Source organism: bacterium, from assembly GCA_035307765.1.
In the GTDB taxonomy this organism is placed as follows: Bacteria; Sysuimicrobiota; Sysuimicrobiia; order Sysuimicrobiales; family Segetimicrobiaceae; genus Segetimicrobium.
The window spans coordinates 107,623-127,489 of the sequence record DATGHU010000041.1; the positions used below are offsets into that span (position 1 = coordinate 107,623).

The window sequence follows — 19,867 nt, forward strand, 5'->3', positions numbered from 1 at the left end:
AGGATCTGCGCGACGCCCGAGGCGCGATGGGGCGATGTCGGCGGTGCGTCTCCAGGAGACGGGGGCGCGGGCGAGAATAGCCGAGGGGGACTGGGGAGGTGACGCAATGGATTACGCAGCGCGGGTGCAGTCGGCGCGGCGGTTGATGGGCGAGCAGCAGATCGACCTGCTTGCCCTGGCGCCAAACGACGACATGCGCTATCTGTTGGGATACGTGCCGCACCCCGACGAGCGCCCGTGCTACCTGCTGGTGGACTCCGTGGGGAGCGCGTTTGTCGTCCCGTCCCTCAACGCCACCGAGGCCGCGCAGCACGTGACGCTGCCGAGCTTCGCGTACAGCGACGCCGACGGCCCCGCCGCGGCGCTGGCCGCGGCCCGGCGTGCCCTCGGTGGGCGGACGCCGAGTCGGATCGCCGTGTCCGACACGATGCGCGCGGACTTCGTCCTGACGCTGCGGGCCGCCTACCCCGATGCCGGGCTCGCCCTTGGGTCGCTGGTCCTCGCCCCGCTGCGTATGCGAAAGTCGGCCGAGGAGATCGAGCTGATCAAACGGAGCGGCCTGCACGCCGATCAGGCGATGCGCGACGCGTGGGGGGCCTGCCGGGTCGGCGCTACCGAGCGGGAAATCTCCGAGGCCGCGGCGGCATCGTTTCGCCGGTCCGGATCGGAGGAAGTGCTCTTTGCCCAAGTGGCGTCCGGTCCGAACGGCGCGTTTCCACATCACCACTCCGGCAGCCGTGCGCTGCGTCCCGGCGACGCGGTGACACTCGACCTGGGGGGCCGCCTCGACGGCTACGCGTCCGACCTGACCCGGGCGGCGTTCCTGGGCACGCCCCCGCCGCGGTATCTTGAGGCGCACCGAGCGGTCGAGGCGGCGGTCGTGGCGGGCATGGCGGCCGCGCGGCCCGGCGCCCTTCTCAAGGACGTGGACCTGGCAGGGAGGGGCGAAATCGCCCGCGCGGGGTTCGGTGAGTACTTCATCCACCGCATCGGGCACGGGCTGGGCCTCACCGGCCACGAACTGCCGAGCGTCACGCACCTGAACGCGCAGCCGATTGCGGAGGGCATGGTGTTCTCGGTTGAGCCGGGGATCTACATTCCCGGGGAGTTCGGCGTGCGCCTGGAAGAGATCGTGTACATCGCCCGGGATGGCGCGCACCGGATCAGCCTGCTCCCCCGGGACGTGCACCAAGTTCCCGCCGGGTGAGGATCCTCCCCCCGGCCGAGGCGCGGGAGCGGCGCCTGAGCTAGTCGAGCCCGCTCCGCCCCTTGGCGAGAACGGCGACAACCGCGTCGTGGATCCCGCCGTTCGTGGCGAGGATCTGCCGGCCGTGCAGGTCCAGCCGCCGGCCGCGCAGATCGGTCACCCGGCCTCCGGCTTCCTCGACGAGCAGCGCGCCCGCGGCGAAGTCCCAGGCGTGCGGGCCGATTTCCCAATAGCCTTCGAACTGGCCGAGCGCGATCGCGGCGAGGCTCAAGGCGGCCGATCCCATGTTGCGGATCTTTCCGGCGCCGAGCACGAGGTTGGTGAAATGGTCGAGGTTGATCCGCGTCTCGGCGACGTCGTGCGGGAAACCAGTCGAGAGCACGGCCTGATCGAGGCGGGTCGTCCCCGGGACCCTGAGCCGCCGCCAGTGCGACAGGTCTCCCCACCCTCCGGGGTCGGCGGGGAGGTCGGCCAGTTCGGCGGCGAAGGCGCCGCGATCCGCCTCCGCCGCGTAGACTTCGCCGAAGATGGTGTTTAGGATCACCCCGGCGATCGGCCGGCCGTTCCGCTCGAGCGCGATGCTCACCGCGAACCACGGGATCGCACGGGCGAAATTGAACGTCCCGTCGAGCGGATCGATCAACCAGGTGTACTCGCCCTTCCCCTGGGGACCGCCCTCTTCTCCGAGAAAGGCGTGGTCTGGGAACGTCGATCTGAGCATCTCGACGATCGCCGCCTCGGACGCACGGTCCGCCTCGGTGACCGGATCGTTTCGACCCTTGAAGTCGACCCGGATCCCCCGCCGGAAAGAGGCGCGGTGAATTTCCCCGGCCGCACGGGCGGCACGCAGCGCGGCGACGCTGAACGGTGAGAGGGCGTGCATACCAAAGGCCACTATACGCATCGGCGCCCGCGGTGTCGAGCGGCAGGCGACCCGCTGCGCGCTGCCCGCCCCAGGGTGCAGGAGAGCGTGCGGAGAACCGGAATGGTACACCGACCAGTGGAACGGCGGCAAGAGGGTAAATTTAGATCAGAATGGCGAATCGCCGTGATATTGGAGGGATTCCGCCACGCTGTACCTCAGCGGGATGATCGGTAAGCCGGTCTACGACGCGGCCGGAGAGGCGTTCGACACCGTCTCCGACCTGGTGATTTATCATGGGACCGAGAAGTTCCCGCGGATCTCGGGGGTCCTGCTGAACGGCGACCGCAGCCGCGTCGCCGTCATCCCGTGGGATGCGGTCGCCGAGTTTTCGCCCGGCGGCATCCGGCTCCGCGTGGAGCGCCGCCGACTCGCCCCCCGGCCGCTGCAGCCCGACGAGATTCTCCTTCGCGAAGATATCCTCGACACGCAGGTGGTCGACACCGACGACATCAAGGTCGTCCGGGTCAACGACCTCGAGTTGCGGCAGGTCGGCAACGAGGTGCGCGTGGCCGGGGCGGATGTCGGCACGCGCTCGCTCCTCCGGCGGCTGGGGCTCGAGCCGGTCGTCTGCCGCGCGTTTGAGCGGGTGGGGCGGCCGTTGCAGAACCGGATCATCCCTTGGAACCTCGTCGCCGTGCTCGGCGGGACGATGACCCCCCTGCGATTGAGCATCTCGCGGGAGAAGCTCAAGAATATCCACCCGGCGGACCTGGCGGATCTGCTCGAGGATCTCGATCGGGACGAGCGGGTCGAAGTGATGACCGCGCTCGCCGACGAGCACGCCGCCGACGTGCTCGAGGAAGCCGAGCCGGACGTGCAAACGACGGTCATCCAGGAACTGCCGAGTGAGCGGGCCGCCGATATCCTCGAGGAGATGAAGCCCGATGAGGCGGCGGACGTCCTCGGGGAGCTCCCCGAGGCCCAGGCCGAAGACCTGATCGCCCGCATGGAGGACGATAAGGCCGAGGAGGTCACCCGGCTGCTCCAGTACGAGCCCGAGACCGCCGCGGGCAAGATGACGACCGAGTTCATCGCCCTGTCCGTGTCGATGACGGTGGACCAGGTCATCGCGCGGCTGCGGGAAACCAAGCCGGACTCTGAAACGATCTACTACCTCTACGTCGTCGACGACGGCGGGCGCCTCGCCGGCGTCCTCTCGATCCGCAGCTTGGTCACCGCGGCGTCGGGCACGCCCATCTCCCAGTTGATGCGGGCGGACGTGATCTACGTCCGCGTCGACGCCAGCGTCGAGGACGTCGCGGGGGCTCTGGTGAAGTACGACCTGCTGGCGGTGCCCGTGGTCGAGGAGGACGGCCGGCTCATCGGCATCGTCACGATCGACCACCTCATCGACATCTTGCTGGAAAAGTACGGTCCCCGGAAGCTCGGGGGCGGGTTCGACCTGCTCCGCCGCAAGGCGGCCAGGGAGGGGCCGGGGGTCCGATGAGCTTTACGCCGCCGCTCCTCCGCCGCGCCACCCAGAGTGCGGCGATCAGCCGGCTCATGATCTTTTTCGCCATCATGGGGCCCGGCATCATCACCCAAAACGTCGACAACGATGCCGGGGGGATCACCACCTACTCGCTCGCCGGGGCGGGGTTCGGCTACGCCATGCTCTGGACCATGATCCCGATCACCATCGCGCTCTACGTCGTCCAGGAGATGGCGGCGCGGCTCGGGGCCGTGACCGGACACGGCCTGGCGGACCTGATCCGCGAGCGGTACGGGGTGCGGATAACTACCCTCGTCATGCTGGCCTTGCTCCTTGCCGACTTCGGGAACACGATGGCGGAGTTTTCGGGGCTGGCCGCGGGCGGGGAGATCTTCGGCGTGTCCAAGTACATCCTGGTCCCCATTGGCGCCCTGGCGGTGTGGTGGCTCGTGCTGAAGGGGACGTTCCGCTCGGTTGAGCGGGTGTTTCTCATCGCCAGCGCGTTCTACATCTCGTATATCGTCTCCGGGGTGCTGGCGCATCCCGACTGGGGGCAGGTGCTTCGGGCCACGGTCGTCCCGTCGTTCCAAATCCGGACCGACTACATCATCCTGCTGGTCGGCGTCGTGGGCACGACGATCGCGCCCTGGATGCAGTTCTACCTCCAGTCGGCCGTGGTGGAGAAGCGGATCACCGTCAAGGAGTACGGCTATACCCGGGCCGACGTGCTGATCGGGTCGATCATGACGGACGTGGTGGCCTGGTTCATCATCGTGGCGTGCGGTGCCACGATCTTCGCGCACCACCTGCATGTGGAGACGGTGGGGGACGCCGCGCGGGCGCTCGGCCCGCTGGCGGGGCGGTACGCGTCCGATCTGTTTGCCTTCGGGCTGATCAACGCGTCGCTCTTCTCGGCCAGCGTCCTGCCGCTCGCCACCTCCTACTACGTCTGCGAGGCGCTCGGCTTCGAGGCCGGGGTCGACCGCACGGCCCGGGAGGCCCCCGTCTTCTACGGCCTCTACGCCGCGCTGATCGTCGGCGCGTGCATCGTCGTGCTGCTGCCGAACGCGCCCCTGCTCGCGATTCTCTTCCTCTCACAGGTGGCGAACGGGGTGCTGCTGCCGTTCATCCTCATCTTCATGCTGCTGCTGGTGAACCGGAAGCGGCTGATGGGGAAGTTCACGAACTCGCGCCTGTTCAACGTCATTGCCTGGATCACCGTCGTCGTCATGATCGCGCTGACGCTGGCCTTGGTCATCACCCAGATCTTCCCGATCGGCGGCCCCGCACCCGGGTAAGGCGGATGCGACCGGACCGGCTGGTAGCGACGTTCAGCATCGTGGCGCGCGATCCCGCGGTCGACGAGTGGGGGATCGCGGTGCAGAGCCGATTCCTCGCCGTCGGCGCCGTGGTCCCCTGGGCGCAGGCGGGGGTGGGGGGCGTGGCCACCCAGGCCTGGGCCAACGTGGCGTACGGCCCGGCGGCCCTAAGGTGGCTCCGCGACGGCCTCTCCGCTGCGGATGTGGTCGACCGCCTCGTCGCCGCGGACGAAGGTCGGGATCACCGTCAACTGGGCGTGGTGGACGCCCAAGGTGGGTCGGCGGCCTGGACCGGTCCCCGCTGCTTCCGTTGGGCCGGCCACCGCAGCGGCGTCAACTACACTTGCCAGGGGAACATCCTGGCCGGGGAGGCGGTTATCCTCGCCATGGAGGACTCGTTTCTCGGGTCGCGCGGCCCGTTGTCCCATCGGCTCGTCGCCGCGCTGCGGGCCGGGCAGCAGGCGGGCGGCGACAGCCGCGGTCAGCAGTCGGCGGCGCTGCTGGTCGTGCGCGAAGGAGGCGGGTACGGGGGGTCGACCGATCGGGCGGTCGACCTGCGGGTCGACGACCACGCGTCGCCGATCGACGAGCTCGACCGCCTGCTCGCCCTCCACCGGGTGTTCTTCTCGCCCGCCACCGCCCAGTTGACGCGCGCGGCCGGCAACGTCGTGCGGGAGATGCAGGAGATCTTGACGAAGCAGGGCTACTATCACGGTCCGATCTCCGCCGAGTACGACGCGGCGACCCGCGCCGCGTTCAAGCAGTTCTGTCACATGGAAAACTTCGAAGCGCGCTACCGGGAGGATGAGTTTGTGGACCGCGAGGTGCTGACCTTTATGCGGGGCCGGTACGGCGATGCCTGACGACCGCTGGGCCGGACCGATCCCCACGCTGCACGACGTCGTTCGGGCGCGCCGGATCCTGGCGCCCCACCTGCCTCGGACGCCCCTCCTGCACGCGCCCGCGCTCGATCGGCTGCTCGGCGCGCGGGTCTACGTGAAGTGCGAGAACGTCCTGCCGACGGGCGCGTTCAAGGTGCGGGGCGGGATCAACCTCCTGAGCAGCTTCGGGCCGGAGGAGCGCCGGCGGGGGGTGATCACCGCCAGCACGGGGAACCACGGGCAGTCGATCGCCTACGCCGGACGGATGCTGGGGATCCCGGTCACCATCGGCGCGCCTCTGGAGAGCAACCCCCTCAAGATCGCCGCGATGCGCGCGCTGGGCGCGCGGGTGGTCCTCGAGGGGCGGGACTTCGACGAGGCACGCGAGTGGGTGGAGCGGACGGCGCAGGCCGAGGGGTCCCGGTACGTCCATTCCGCGAACGAGCCGCTGCTCATCGCCGGGGTGGGGACCGCCAGCCTCGAGGTGATGGAGGAGCTCCCCGAGGTTGACGCGATCCTGGTTCCGATCGGCGCCGGGAGCGGCGCGTGCGGCCACTGCATTACCGCGAAGGCGATCAGCCCGAAGGTGGAGGTGATCGGCGTGCAGGCCGAACTGGCCAACCCCGTCTACCGGTCCCTCAAAGAAGGGGGAATGGTCTCCCTGGATCGCATGGAGACCTTCGCCGAGGGGATCGCCACCCGGGTGCCGTTCGCCTTGCCGATCACGATCCTGCGACGCCATCTGGACGACATCGTGCTCGTCAGTGACGACGAGATGATGGATGCGATTCTCCTCCTGGCGGAGGCCGCGCGCCAGACCGCCGAGGGGGCCGGCGCGGCCAGCCTGGCCGCCGCCCTCCGGCTGGGGGTCCGCCTCCAGGGGAAGACGGTCGTGCTCATCTTGAGCGGCGGGAACATTCCCCTCGAGACGCTGAGCGGAGTGTACGATGCCGACCGTGTCCGGCGCGTCGCCGCGCGGCTGCGCCGCGCGACCCCCGACGGCCCGGGGGGCGATGCGCCGTCGACACCGGACGATCGACTTCGGACGACGCGGGTCCCGGGACCGGCGTCCGCTGGGAGGACGGATCGATGAACCACCGCGAGATTGTCGAATCCGCCGTGCGCGGTGAACGGCCGGAACGGATTCCCATCGCGCTGTGGCGTCATTTCCCCGGCGATGACCAACGGGCCGAGAAGCTGGCGCAGGCCCACCTCGCGTTTTACAAACAGTACGACGTCGACATCCTCAAGGTGACCCCGGCGAGCGGGTACTACGGCGACGACTGGGGGCTCCGCGCCGGCTACAAGCCGAACCGGGAGGGGGTCCGCACGTACGGGGACCGCCCGATCAAGAAGGCCACGGATTGGGAGCGGCTGCGCCGACTTGACGTGAGCCAGGGCGCCTACGGCCGCGAGGCGCAGGCGATCCGCATGGTCAGCGAGGCGGTGGGCGCGGAAGTGCACGTGCTCGAGACGGTGTTCAGCCCCCTGTCCATCGCGCGGACGCTGGCCGGGGAGCACGCCAGCGTCCGCTACCTGCGCGAGGATCCCGAGGCGCTGCACAGCGGATTGCAGGTGATCGCGGAGGTCACCCGTGATTTTGTCCGCGGGGTGATGGCGGCGGGGGCGGATGGAATTTTCTTCAGCACGCAGATGGCGACGACCGATCTCCTCACCCGTGAGGAGTACGAGGAGTTTGGCCGGCCGTACGATCTGATGGTGCTCGAGGCCGCGACGACCGGGCTCGTCTTCCTGCACATCCACGGCGTCCACATCATGTTTGATCTCTTCCCCGACTATCCCGTCCATGTCATCAACTGGCACGCGCGCGAGACGCCTCCCAAGATCGCTGACGCCCGCGCCGAGATCGCCTCGACGTGCCTGGCGTGTGGCATCGACGCATGGAACACCCTGGCCAAAGGTACCCCGGATGCCGTGGCGCGGGAGGTCCAGGATGCCATCGCCCAAACGGGAGGACGTGGGCACATCGTGACGACGGGCTGCGTGATGCCGATCGATACCCCGGAGGCGAACATCCGGGCCGCGATCGCGGCCGCGCGAGACGCCTGAGGCCGGTCTCGCGTCGCGTATCGGAGGCCTCCCGGCTCCTGAGGGGGTGGGGGAGGGAGCGCTGAGGGTGTCATGAGGGGGAGGTCGATGGGCGAGACTCTGACCCGGAAGATTCTGAAGGCACACCTCGTGGACGGCCGGTTGGCCGCGGGCGAGGAGATCGGGATTCGGGTGGATGAGATCCTGATCCAGGACATCACCGGGACCGCGGCGGTGCTGCACTTTGAGGCGATGGCTCTCGAGCGGATCCGGTGCAAGATCGCCTGCGTCTACGGCGACCACAACGTGCTGCAAGTGAGCGAGGAGAACACCGAGGACCACGTCTATCTCTCGACCGCGGCGCGCAGATACGGGATGTGGTGGGGCAAGCCGGGCGCCGGGATCGGCCACCAGATCCACCAGGAGCACTTCGCCTGTCCAGGCGACACCGCGCTGGGGGCGGACAGCCACACGCCGCACATCGGCGGGATGGGCGTCTATGCGATGGGGGCCGGCGGGCTGGACGTCGCGGTGGCGATGGGGGGCGGCCCCTATTACTTCGACACGCCGTCCGTCGTCCGGGTCCAGCTGACCGGGGCGCTTCGGCCGTGGTCGACGGCCAAGGACGTCATCCTCGAGATGCTGCGCCGGAAAACCGCGAAGGGCGGATTCGGCAAGGTCTTCGAGTACGTGGGGCCCGGGATTCAGCACCTCAACGTTCAGCAACGGATCACCATCTGCAACATGGGCGCGGAGCTGGGGGCGACCACCTCGGTCTTCCCCTCCGATGGGGTCACCCGGGACTATATGCGGCGGATCGGGCGGGAGAAGGACTGGCGGGAGATGCTGCCGGATCCGGACGCCGGATACGACGAGTCGATGGAGATCGATCTCGGCACGATCGAGCCGCTGGTGGCGCTCCCCAGCAACCCGGACAAGGTCGTCCCCATCTCCCAGGCCGAGGGGGTGAAGGTGGACCAGGTGATGGTGGGGTCCTGTACCAACGGCTCGTACATGGACCTCCAGGCCGTGGCCAAGATCGTCAGGGGGCGCAAGGTCCACCCCGACGTCACCTTCTTCATCCATCCCAGCAGCCGTCTGGACCTCGAACTGCTGGCCCGAGAGGGGTTGCTGACGGACCTCATCGCCGCCGGCGTGAACGTCGAGGCGGCCACCTGCGGGGCCTGCATCGGGGTGGGGCATGTGCCGGCGAAGGGCATGAAGGCGCTGCGCGCCATCAACCGGAACTTCAAGGGGCGGACCGGCCAGAAAGACGACGAGGTCTACCTCGCGTCGAGCGAGGTTGCCGCGGCCACGGCGATCGCCGGCGTGATCACCGATCCTCGGAAGCTGGGGATCCCCGCGCCGGGACAGCACGAACCGGCGGGGATCGACCAGGACAACAGCAGCCTCGTCCCTCCCGCCCCGGAGGCGGAGGCGCCGAAGGTCAGGGTGGTCAAGGGCGACAACATCCAGGTGATCCCGCTGAAGGGCGCGCTCGAGGCGACGCTTCGCGGCGAGGTGCTGATCGCGCTCGGCGACAACATCAGCACCGACCACATCATGCCGGCGGGCTCGCAGATCCTCCGCTACCGCTCGAACATTCCCAAGCTCTCCGACTACGTCTTCAACCGCGTCGACCCCGAGTTCCCGACCCGGGCCAAAGCCAAGAAGGGTGGGTTCATCGTCGGCGGCAGCAACTACGGGCAGGGCAGCAGCCGCGAGCACGCGGCGATCGCGCCGATGTACCTGGGGGTCGTGGGGGTGATCGTGAAGGACTTCGCCCGCATCCATCTGGCGAACTTGATCAACTGGGGAATCGTGCCCATGACGTTCGTCGATCCGGCCGACCACGGCCGGGTGCGGCAGGGCGATGTCCTCGAGGTCCCCGGCCTGCGCCGTCAGGTCGAGTCCGGCGCGGACACCGTCCAGGTGAAGAACGTCACCCAGGGTACCGCGTTTCCCGTCGCCCTCAACCTGAACACGCGGGAGCGCGGCTACCTGCTGGCTGGGGGAAAGCTCGCCTACACCAAGGCGCATCCAATCCACTAGGCGGAGCGTTCCGACGGCGCGGAGCGGGGCGCGGGCGACGGCTGCCCACGTCCGCCCGGCGGGCGCGGCCGAGGCGGGCTGAGGAATGATTGCGTTCTCGACCGGATCGCTGTATACGTACGGGCTCGCCCGGGCGGCACACCTGGCGGCGGACGCGGGGTTCGACGGCTTGGAGATCATGGTCGACGACCGCTGGGACACCCAGGACGCGGCGTACCTGACGGAACTCGCACGCACCGTGCGGATTCCGATCTTGAGTCTCCACGCGCCGTTCCGGCCGGGGCCGGACGGCAGAAGGGACGAGGTCGAGCGCCTGACCCGGACCGTGGATCTCGCCCGCGCGGTCGGCGCCCGCACGGTGGTGGTGCATCCGCCCGTGCGCTATCGATGGGTGACGCTGCGCTATCCGCCCTACCTTAACGTGTCTGTGCTCACCCCGTTCAGGCAGGTGACCCGCTACCACCGGTGGCTGCGAGGCGAGCTGGACGCCTATGGCGCCGGGATCGGGATCACCGTCGCGGTGGAAAACATGCCGCGCCACCGGCTGGGGTTCCGGACCGTCAACCTGTTCGACCTGAATGAGATCCGCGACCTCCGGCACTTCCCCGCGCTGACGCTGGACACGACCCACATCGGAACCTGGGGGGTCGATCTGCTCGATACCTATCAAGTGCTCGCCGATCGCGTGACCCACGTCCACCTCTCCAACTACAACGGACGGCAGCACCGCCTCCCGGACGACGGGTCGCTGGCGCTGGGGCCCTTTCTCCGCGCGCTCCACCGGCATGGGTTCGCGGGGGCGATCGTGGTCGAGCTCGACCCCGATTCGGCGGGGGCCGGGGACGACGCGCGCGTCCGGGAGCGGCTGGGCCGGGCGATCGGATTCTGCCGGCAGCATTTCGGATAACCCCGATCCCTTCGGATGACACGCCCGATCGTGCGCAGATCGTTACACGCACGCGCGCTGTGCAGAACACGCTGATGGAGGTTCCACATCCTAGACCGCAGTACCGCGGATTCGTCTACTACCTGCGTGACGACGACGATCCGGGGCTTGAACGTCCTATGCCTGCTGCAGGGGCTGTGCCATTCGAAAAGATCGAGAGCCTGTCAAACCTTGTGCGTGTGTCGGGGGCAGGCCGCCAAGGGCCGACGCATGAAGGCATTGCTACTCATGCTTCCGACCGACTTCTGCGCCCGGAGCCAGCGCAGGGCTCGCTTCAGGTCGGAGAGACGGTGTCAATCATCGTCCCCCTCCCGAGGGGTCCTTGACCACGACATGGAGCAGGCGAAAGCGCTGACACACGACGGGCATGGGAGACGTCGGCTCACGCCCCAGGCGCGCATTCCCGAGAAAAGTAGCGCTACCGTGACGAGTCCTCGAATAGGGGCCGCGTTCGCTCATGGGAGAGCGCCGAATCAGCCCCGGCTTTTTCTCAGGCCTGAGCCCCCTCAAGGCCGCGTGAAGCAGGCCGTCTTTCAGCCGTTGCCGGTATTCCACCTCTACGACCAGGTGGGCCGTACCCAATGGGCGGGAGTGGGAGGCAACTCATGAAGATCGTCCCCGCTAAGCCGGGACGCCCTCGATGACGCACGGCCCGGCTTCGGTCGGGGTCGCGCCCACCAATCGGAATCCGCCTGCGGCAAAGAGGGCTGCCCACTCGTCGTGCGTGCGCTCTCGTCCTCCAGGTGACACCAACATGTTCAGGTCGCTGAACTTGGCCATCGGCCCTTCGTTCGGAGGGTTGATCTCTCGCTCGATGACCAACAACGTCCCGTTCGGCCCGACCGCCACACGGCACGTCCGCAAAATGGCCGTCGCCTGCGCGTCCTCCCAGTCGTGAAGAATGCTCTTCAGCACATATGCGTTGCCGCCGTTAGGGACGGCCTCAAAGAAGTCCCCGCCAACGACCTGGCAGCGATCGGCGACCCCGGCAGCCCGCAGCACCTGCTTGGCACCGGCCACCACCCGTGGCTGGTCGAATAGCACACCACGCATCGACGGGTGCTTGGTCAGGATCGCCGCAAGGAGCGCACCGTGCCCCCCACCCACGTCTACCACGCACGCGAACTGTCTGAAGTCGTGGGCGCTGAGGACGGCATCGGTAACGCCGCGGGACAGACTTGTCATCGCGTGGTCATAGATTGCCCCTGCCTCTGGATTGCGCGCGTGGTACTCCCACAGGCTCATGCCGTGGACGTGGCGGAAGGTGTTTTCCCCAGTCCGTACGCTGTGGAGAAGGTGTCCCCACGCTTGTCTGTATTCCGCCTGGCCGATGTAGACAGCAAACGGAGCGACTGTTTCGGGCGCGTCGGACCGTAAGCAGTGACCGACCGGGGTCAAGGAGAAGCGGCGGTCCGCGTCTTCCCGGAAGACCCCAACGCTGGCGAGCGCGCGGAGCACCCGGTACAGCGAACGCGGGTGGGTACCGGTCGCCGCAGCGAGGTCATCGCTGCTTCTCGCGCCGTTCTTCAAGAGGTCGGCGATTCCGAGCGTTGCGGCGACCTGGATGGCCTGCGATACTCTGAATCCGTTGACCAAGTCTAGAAGTATAGCGGATGGCCTCCGGTCGCCCGTGTCCATCGTCGCGCCCCCCTTCCTGAGATGCACCAAGGACCTCACGTGATATCTGTCTGGCCTATGTACTCCTCCTTGCGTGGCCCGAGTTGTACACGGATGGGCGTCCAGTCGGGGGTCGAGAACATGGCATCGGCTTTTTGGAGGAGCATGGACACCGACTGACGAGGCCGCGGGTCTGCGCCCCGCGGGTCCAGGCCAAGGCGACAGAAGGCTCGGGCCACGGTCTGCGTGAACATGGGCTCTTTGATAATGAGTTGGACGACACCAAAGGGGTGGAGAATATGAAGACAAGCGTCCTGGTCCTTCTGTCACTCCTGTTGCTGGTTGCTCCGGCTGTATCCCAGACCCCTGATGACAACTCATCGTCCCTGGCGTTCGGATAGGGAAGCGGACGTTAACGATGACTATCGAAGATCTCCTACGGATGAATGGCCCTTCAAGTACGATACTCTGGACGGCGGGTTATCAATCGGCTCTTAATGCGAGACGAGATTTTTTGGCCCACGATTGGATTCCTCTCGGGCCTTGGGGCGGTCACGTTTGATCGAAAGAAGGTCGAGGTTTTGGTAGCCGGAATCGTCGGAAGCGTCGTACCTTTCAAAACGGATACGAGGATCGCACTGCTTCAGAGTAAGCATAGCGATATATTCACAGTGTGTACGTGAAGGAGCAGGCGGGCTACGCGTCAGCCGCGTTCACCCTCGACCGGTACGGCCACCTGGTTCGCTCGCGCAACCGCGACCGGAGCGACTTGACGACACAACCGTATCAGACGAAAAATCAGCCCACGAAAACATGGTCCCGCCACATCCCGGCCCGTCCCGTGCCCGATTTGCCCCTACGGTCTCTTCAACCCCACCTCCCCGCTGGCCCTTGATACAGGCCCCACACAGGGGCGAGGACCGATTTTGATGTTCTGATCGTAGGGATGACAGGGGATGCCACGGACCGGGCGGAAGGTTTCCGTACCCGTAACGTGAATACCACCACGCGCTTTGCCGGAAGGAGAGGTGACGGGATGCGACGATGGGGGGGACTGCTCCTAGCCACAACGATGGTGGTGGGCCTCATGGCCGTGGCCTTTGCCCAGGGGAAGGGCGGGGGAACGCTGCGGGCCGGCCTCGATGCCGATCCGCCGAACATGGATCCCCACCGCTCGACCGCCGCCGTGGATCGGCAGGTCTTTCAGAACCTCTACGACAAACTGGTGGACACCGACGACACCCTCAAGATCGTCCCGATGCTCGCAGCCTCCTGGACGATCAGTCCCGACGGCAAGACCGTCACCTTCAAGCTCCGCCAGGGTGTCAAGTTCCACGACGGGACGCCGTTTGACGCCGAGGCGGTCAAGTACAACTTCGACCGGATGCAGGACCCGAAGTTCCCCTCCGCCCGTCGGAGCGAGGTCGCGCCTGTGCAGAAAGTGACCGTCGTCAGCCCCGACACGGTCGCGCTCACCCTGGACAAGCCCTACAGCCCGCTGCTCTACGTGCTCACCGATCGGGCGGGGATGATGGTCTCGCCCGCGGAGGCGCAGAAGGCGGGGGCGAACTTTGCGCTCCACCCCGTCGGCACCGGGCCGTTCATGTTTGTGGAGAAGGTCCCCCAAGACCACATCACCCTCAAGCGCAATCCCAACTATTGGGTGAAGGGCGAGCCCCTGCTGGACACCGTGATCTACCGCCCGTTTCCCGACGACAACGCCCGCGTCGCAAACTTGAAATCGGGCGACGTCGACATCATCAATATCGTGCCGCCGCCGCAGGTCAAGGCACTGGCGGAGGAGGCGAAGAAGCCCGGCGCCCGGTTTCGGCTGCTCGAGCACGGGGCTTTCGCCTGGCAGGGGATCTGGCTCAACGTGACCAAACCGCCATTCGACAACAAGCTGCTGCGCCAGGCCTTCAACGCGACGATCGACCGGAACGTGATCGCGAACGTCGTCCTCCAGGGCTCGGCGTACCCATCCTACTCATTTTTCCCCAACGGGACCCCGGCGTACGACCCGACGTGGAAGATCCCCCCGCGCAACATCGCGCTGGCGAAGGAGAAGCTTCAGGCCGCGGGGCACCCGAATGGGTTCGAGTTCACGCTGCTGATCGTCCCGGGGGAGGTGGCGGGCGCGCTGGGGCAGGCCGTCCAGTCGATGGCCGCCGACGCCGGGATCCAGGTCAAGCTCCAGATCGTCGAGTTCGGGACGATGCTGCACGAGACCGACACGTTGATGCACCAGGCCGCGCTCCTGGGGTGGAGCGGTCGGCCGGACCCGGACTTCGATGTCTACCCATTTGTCACCCAGTCCGGGATCGGCTCGTTCAACGACGCCGGGTACACGAATCCTCAGGTCCAGACCCTGCTGGACGCCGCGCGCCTGCTCAACGACATGACCCAGCGGCGCCGTGCGTACAAGGAAGTGACGCAGACGCTCGCCGATGACCTGCCGTATATTTGGCTCTACTTTCCGAAGGAGTACAAGCTCATCAGCACGCGGGTGCATGGCTACGTGCATGTCCCCGACGGGATGATGCGGTTTCGGACGGTGTGGCTCTCGCCGTAGAGGCCGGGGCGGACCGGGAGGGCCGGCGGCCTGCGGTGACCCGCATGCGCCCATCGTCTGGGGGGATCTGACGATGCGCAGATGGAGGGCAGGGTGGCTCGGCGTGGCGATCGTGGCCGCGCTCATCGTCACTGCGTCCGCGCAGGGCAGGCGCGGGGGGACCCTGCGGGCCGCGCTGGACCGGGACCCCCCGAACATGGATCCCCACCGCTCGACCGCGGCCGTCGACCGTCAGGTGTTCCAGAGCCTCTACGATAAGCTCGTGGACACCGACGAAAACCTCCGCGTCGTGCCGATGCTGGCGACGGTCTGGACGATCGCCCCGGACGGCAAAACCGTGACCTTTAAGCTCCGGACCGGCGTGAAGTTTCAGGACGGCACCCCGTTCGATGCCGGGGCGGTGACCTATAACTTCGAGCGGATGCAGGATCCGAAGTTCCCCTCCGCCCGGCGCAGCGAGATCGGCCCGATCCAACAGGTGACGGCCGTGGACCCCACCACGGTGCAGATCTCCCTGGAGCGCCCCTACAGCCCGCTGCTCTACGTCCTCACCGACCGCGCGGGGATGATGGTGTCCCCCACCGCGGCGCGGAAGGAGGGGGCGAACTTCGCCCTGCACCCCGTCGGCGCGGGACCGTTCAGGTTCGTGGAAAAGATCCCTCAAGACCACATCACGCTGGAGCGCAACCCCGACTACTGGGAGGGAGGCCTGCCCCTCCTCGACCGGATCGTCTACCGGCCGATCGTCGACGACAACGCCCGCGTCGCGAACCTGAAATCCGGCGACGTCGACATCATCAACGTCGTCCCGCTGCCGCAGATCAAGCAGCTGGCGGAGGAGGCCAAGCAGCCCGCCGCCCGGTTTCGGCTGCTCGAGCGCGGCGCGTTCCAGTGGTACGGCGTCTGGCTGAACGTGACCAAGCCGCCGTTCGACAACAAGCTCCTCCGCCAGGCGCTCAACGCGACGATCAATCGGAACGCGCTGGCGAGCGTCGTCCTGCAGGGGGCGGCGTACCCGGCGTTCTCGTTCTTCCCGAACGGGACGCCGGCGCACGACCCCGCGTGGAAGATCCCGCCCCGCAACCTCCCGCTGGCCCGGGAAAAACTCCAAGCCGCCGGCCATCCGGGGGGGTTCGCGTTTACGCTGCTGGCACTGCCGGGGCAGACCGATCAAGAGCTCGCCCAGGCGATTCAGTCGATGGCCGCCGAGGCCGGGATCGAAGCCAAGATCCAGATCATCGAGTTCGGTGCGATGCTGGATACGATGGCCCACCTGCAACACCAGGCCGGCCAGATTGGGTGGAGCGGGCGGCCCGATCCGGACTTCGACGTGTTTCCGTTCGTCACCGAGTCCGGCATCGGCTCATTCAACTACGCCGGGTACGTGAACCCGAAGGTGCAAGAACTGCTCGATGCCGCCCGGCTCCTCAACGACATGGGTCAGCGGACGCGGGCGTACGGTGAGGTGACGAAAATCCTCGCCGACGATCTTCCCTATCTCTGGACGCACTTCCCCAAGGAATACAAGCTGGTCTCCACCCGGGTGCACGGCTTCGTGCAGGTGCCCGATGGCATGATGCGCTTTCGGACCGCATGGCTCTCGCCATGACGGGCGCAGCGAGGCCGGCGGCGACAGCCCCGCGGAGGGCCTTGGGGTGATCCGGTTCATCGCCCGCCGGCTCCTCCAGACGATCCCCGTGCTGTTCTTCGTCAGCGTCATCATCTTCGTGCTCATCAACCTGGTGCCGGGCGACGCCGCCCGGCTCTTCCTCGGAGAGGAGGCACCCCCCGACGCCCTCGCCGCGCTGCGCCACGAGATGGGACTCGACCGCCCCCTCTACGTGCAGTACCTCCGCTGGGTGGGGGGGATGCTGCGCGGCGATTTCGGCCATTCCTTCAAGGACAACCGGAAGGTCCTCGCGACGGTCCTTCAGAAGGTGCCGGTGACCGGGGAGCTCACGGCCGGGGCATTGATCATCGCGTGGACGATCGCGATCCCGGCCGGGGTGCTCGCGGCGTGGCGGCGGCGGACCGCCGTGGACTACTCCGTCTCCGCGGCGGCGCTGACGGGGCTCAGCCTCCCGACCTTCTGGCTCGGGATCATGCTCATCTACCTGTTCGCCGTGCACCTGCGCTGGCTCCCCGCCTCCGGATACGTCTCCTTCACCCAGGATCCCGCCCGCAACCTCAAGACGATCGTGATGCCGGCGTTCGTCCTGGGGGTCGTGCTCGCCGCGGTGGTGATGCGGCAACTCAGGAGCAGCATGCTGGAGGTGCTGAACGCGGACTACGTCCGGACGGCGAGCGCCAAGGGGCTCGGCGGACGCGTGGTCCTCATCCGGCACGCCCTCAGGAACGCGCTGATACCCGTGATCACGGTGATGGGGATCCAGATGGGCACCCTCCTCGGCGGCGCGGTGATCACGGAGACGATCTTTTCCCTGCCGGGCCTGGGCCGGCTGGCGCTGGAGTCGATCTACGGGCGCGACTATCCGATGCTGGAAGGCGTGGTGCTGTTTAGCGCGTTCTCAATCCTCCTCATCAACCTGCTCGTGGACATCGTCTACTCGCTGATCGATCCGCGCATCAAGCTCGCCGGGGGGCGCACGTGACGGTTGCCGTGGAGGCGCTGCCCCGGCCTAGGGGCCGGACCCGGGAGCGGCGCGGGCTGCAGCACCTGGCGCGGCGGTTCGCCCGAAACCGGCTTGCGTTCGCGGGGTTCGTCGCCTTTGTCGCGATCGTGTTGATGGCCATCCTCGCCCCTTGGGTCGCCCCGGCCTCCCCGGTCAAGACCGACTTCGGCGCCACCTTGCTGGCGCCCAACGCGCAGCACTGGTTGGGGACCGATGAGCTGGGGCGGGACGTCTTGAGCCGGGTGATCTTCGGCGCGCGCGCGTCGCTCGAAGCCGGGCTCGTCTCGGTGACCTTGGGGATCGCCGCGGGGCTGCCGCTCGGAATCGTGGCGGGGTTTTATCGGGGACGGCTGGACGACGTCTTGATGCGGTTGACCGATGCCATGCTCTCCTTCCCGCAGCTGATCCTCGCCCTGGCGGTCGCGGCCGTCCTGGGACCGGGGCTAGGGAAGGCGATGATTGCGATCGCCGTCGTCCTCGCCCCCGTCTTCATGCGCGTCATGCGGGCGCAGGTGCTCACCGAGCGGGAGCGGGAGTACGTGGATGCCGCGCGGGCGATGGGGGCGGCGGACCGACGGATCATCTGGCGCCATCTCCTGCCGAACAGCCTGGCGCCGATCCTCGTTCAAGGGTCGCTCAACGTTGCCGGGGCGATCATCACGGAGGCCACCCTCAGCTTCCTCGGACTCGGGACACAGCCTCCCACCCCCTCCTGGGGATCGATGCTCAACGCCGCGCAGCAGTACTTGAGTCAGGCGATCTGGCTGTCGTTCTGGCCGGGGCTGGCGATTGCCGTCACCGTGTTCTCCGTGAACGTCGCCGGAGACGGGCTGAGGGAGATCTGGGACCCGCGAACCCGCTGAGCTCGTCCCCGCTGCTCCGGCAATCGATCCGCCCCGTCGGCGCTCGTGCCGGAGGCTTGACGATGCAGGGGCCCGCGGTCATTCTGGTGGATTTGGACACAGCAGGAGGCCCCGTCGATTTCCACGCCACGTATCGATGCTGATCGGTTGCGCGCGCGCCTCGAGGAGTTGGGCGCCATCGGCCGCACGCCCGAGGGGGGCGTCACGCGCCTGTCGTACCGGGAGGAGCACGCACAGGCCGCCCGGCTCTGCGCGCGCTGGATGCAGGACGCCGGGGCCGAGGTGGGCGTGGACCCGTGGGGCAATCTCTTCGGCATCGTGGGGGGGAGTGGGGGGGCACCGCGGCCGATCGCGGCCGGCTCGCACCTCGATACCGTGCCGAACGGCGGCATCTTCGACGGCGGACTCGGCGTCGTCGCGGCGATCGAAGCGGCGGCGGCCCTGCGCGCAGCGGGGAGACGCCTGCGTCACCCTCTGATGCTCCTGGGGTTTGCCGAGGAGGAGGGGGTCTCGTTCAGCCTGGGGTGCCTTGGGTCCCGGGGCGTCGCCGGTCGGCTGCCGGCTCTCCAGGCGCTTGTCGATCGGACCGGCCGATCCGCCGCGGACGCGATCCGGGCGTTCGACCCCGGCGTCCCCCGCCGGGCGATGCCGGCGCCCCCGGCCGCGTATCTCGAACTGCACATTGAGCAGGGCCCGATCCTCGAACGCCAGCGCACGCCGCTCGCCTCGGTCGACGCCATCGTCGGCATCGCCCGGATGTCCTTCCTCTTCCTTGGGGAGGCGAATCATGCCGGGACGACCCCGATGGAGGGGCGCCGGGATGCGCTGTGGGGCGCGGCCGACCTCGTGGCTCAAGTGCGAGAGATGGCCCGCGCGACCGAGGGGCGGGCCGTGGGGACCGTCGGCCAGTGCACCGTGTCGCCCGGCGTCCCCAACGTCGTGCCGGGGCGGGCCGAGGTAACGGTTGAGGTCAGGAGCGCCGACGGCGCGCTCCTCGACCGCCTCTGCGGGGGGGTCGTTGCGGCCGCACAGACCTGCGCCGTCGCCTACGGGCTGACCGTCGAGCACCGACACGGGTGGACCGAGCCCCCGGTCCCCCTCGATCCTCGGATCCGCGCGGAGGTGGTGGCCGCGGCGGGCGACCTGGGCTGGCCGATTGCCACCATGTCGAGTTGGGCCGGCCACGATGCCAAAATCCTCGCCGGTATCGGGCCGACGGGGATGATCTTCGTCCCCAGCGCGGGGGGCATCAGTCATTCCCCATTCGAGCGAACGGGGTGGGAGGACGCCGCCCGCGGGGCGCAGCTTCTGTGCCGCGCGCTGGAGCGGCTGGATGCGGGGGACGAGAGCTAGGAGTTCGCGACTGGAGGT

General features: G+C 67.9%; 15 protein-coding genes. 13 read left to right on the forward strand and 2 right to left on the reverse strand.

Annotated elements, in window-relative coordinates; genetic code table 11:
• The first annotated feature begins 106 nt into the window (after positions 1–106).
• Positions 107–1,207, forward strand: a complete 1,101-nt coding sequence (locus VKV57_14245) for a Xaa-Pro peptidase family protein (protein ID HLW61063.1) — start codon at positions 107–109, stop codon at positions 1,205–1,207.
• 40 nt (positions 1,208–1,247) lie between these two features.
• Here VKV57_14245 and VKV57_14250 read toward each other — a convergent pair whose 3' ends face one another.
• Positions 1,248–2,111 (reverse strand): inositol monophosphatase family protein, encoded by an 864-nt coding sequence (locus VKV57_14250; GenBank protein ID HLW61064.1) that lies wholly within the window; start codon positions 2,109–2,111, stop codon positions 1,248–1,250.
• Positions 2,112–2,295: 184 nt separating this feature from the next.
• On the opposite strand from VKV57_14250, the gene VKV57_14255 reads away from it, so the two are divergent.
• From VKV57_14255 to VKV57_14285, 7 genes are all read left to right on the forward strand, one after another.
• A complete protein-coding gene (locus tag VKV57_14255; protein HLW61065.1) occupies positions 2,296–3,579 on the forward strand; it encodes a CBS domain-containing protein in 1,284 nt (427 codons plus the stop codon).
• Entirely contained in the window at positions 3,576–4,862 is a 1,287-nt protein-coding gene (locus VKV57_14260; protein ID HLW61066.1) for a divalent metal cation transporter, read from the forward strand. Before VKV57_14255 ends, VKV57_14260 begins: the two co-directional genes overlap by 4 nt.
• A 5-nt stretch (positions 4,863–4,867) precedes the next feature.
• Positions 4,868–5,746, forward strand: a complete 879-nt coding sequence (locus VKV57_14265; GenBank protein ID HLW61067.1) for a DUF1028 domain-containing protein — start codon at positions 4,868–4,870, stop codon at positions 5,744–5,746.
• On the forward strand, positions 5,739–6,857 hold the full coding sequence (locus tag VKV57_14270; GenBank protein ID HLW61068.1) for a threonine/serine dehydratase: 1,119 nt from the start codon (positions 5,739–5,741) through the stop codon (positions 6,855–6,857). Before VKV57_14265 ends, VKV57_14270 begins: the two co-directional genes overlap by 8 nt.
• Complete coding sequence (locus VKV57_14275; protein HLW61069.1) at positions 6,854–7,834, forward strand: uroporphyrinogen decarboxylase family protein; 981 nt, start codon at positions 6,854–6,856, stop codon at positions 7,832–7,834. The genes VKV57_14270 and VKV57_14275 overlap by 4 nt, the downstream gene beginning before the upstream one ends.
• Positions 7,835–7,921: 87 nt before the next feature.
• Positions 7,922–9,865, forward strand: a complete 1,944-nt coding sequence (locus VKV57_14280; GenBank protein ID HLW61070.1) for an aconitate hydratase — start codon at positions 7,922–7,924, stop codon at positions 9,863–9,865.
• A gap of 85 nt (positions 9,866–9,950) precedes the next feature.
• The gene (locus tag VKV57_14285; GenBank protein HLW61071.1) at positions 9,951–10,772 is read left to right on the forward strand and encodes a sugar phosphate isomerase/epimerase; all 822 of its coding nucleotides are present in this window, start codon (positions 9,951–9,953) and stop codon (positions 10,770–10,772) included.
• 660 nt (positions 10,773–11,432) lie between these two features.
• Here VKV57_14285 and VKV57_14290 read toward each other — a convergent pair.
• On the reverse strand, positions 11,433–12,449 hold the full coding sequence (locus VKV57_14290) for a methyltransferase (protein HLW61072.1): 1,017 nt from the start codon (positions 12,447–12,449) through the stop codon (positions 11,433–11,435).
• Between the two features lie 1,015 nt (positions 12,450–13,464).
• On the opposite strand from VKV57_14290, the gene VKV57_14295 reads away from it, so the two are divergent.
• The 5 genes from VKV57_14295 to VKV57_14315 all read left to right on the forward strand — a co-directional run bounded on the left by VKV57_14295 (position 13,465) and on the right by VKV57_14315 (position 19,849).
• Entirely contained in the window at positions 13,465–15,000 is a 1,536-nt protein-coding gene (locus tag VKV57_14295) for an ABC transporter substrate-binding protein (GenBank protein ID HLW61073.1), read from the forward strand.
• A 73-nt stretch (positions 15,001–15,073) separates the two neighbouring features.
• Complete coding sequence (locus VKV57_14300) at positions 15,074–16,609, forward strand: ABC transporter substrate-binding protein (GenBank protein ID HLW61074.1); 1,536 nt, start codon at positions 15,074–15,076, stop codon at positions 16,607–16,609.
• 46 nt (positions 16,610–16,655) lie between these two features.
• Positions 16,656–17,612, forward strand: coding sequence for an ABC transporter permease (locus tag VKV57_14305; GenBank protein HLW61075.1), 957 nt, complete (start codon positions 16,656–16,658; stop codon positions 17,610–17,612).
• On the forward strand, positions 17,609–18,496 hold the full coding sequence (locus VKV57_14310) for an ABC transporter permease (GenBank protein HLW61076.1): 888 nt from the start codon (positions 17,609–17,611) through the stop codon (positions 18,494–18,496). The genes VKV57_14305 and VKV57_14310 overlap by 4 nt, the downstream gene beginning before the upstream one ends.
• Positions 18,497–18,643: 147 nt before the next feature.
• The gene (locus VKV57_14315; protein HLW61077.1) at positions 18,644–19,849 is read left to right on the forward strand and encodes a M20 family metallo-hydrolase; all 1,206 of its coding nucleotides are present in this window, start codon (positions 18,644–18,646) and stop codon (positions 19,847–19,849) included.
• The last annotated feature ends 18 nt before the right edge of the window (positions 19,850–19,867 follow it).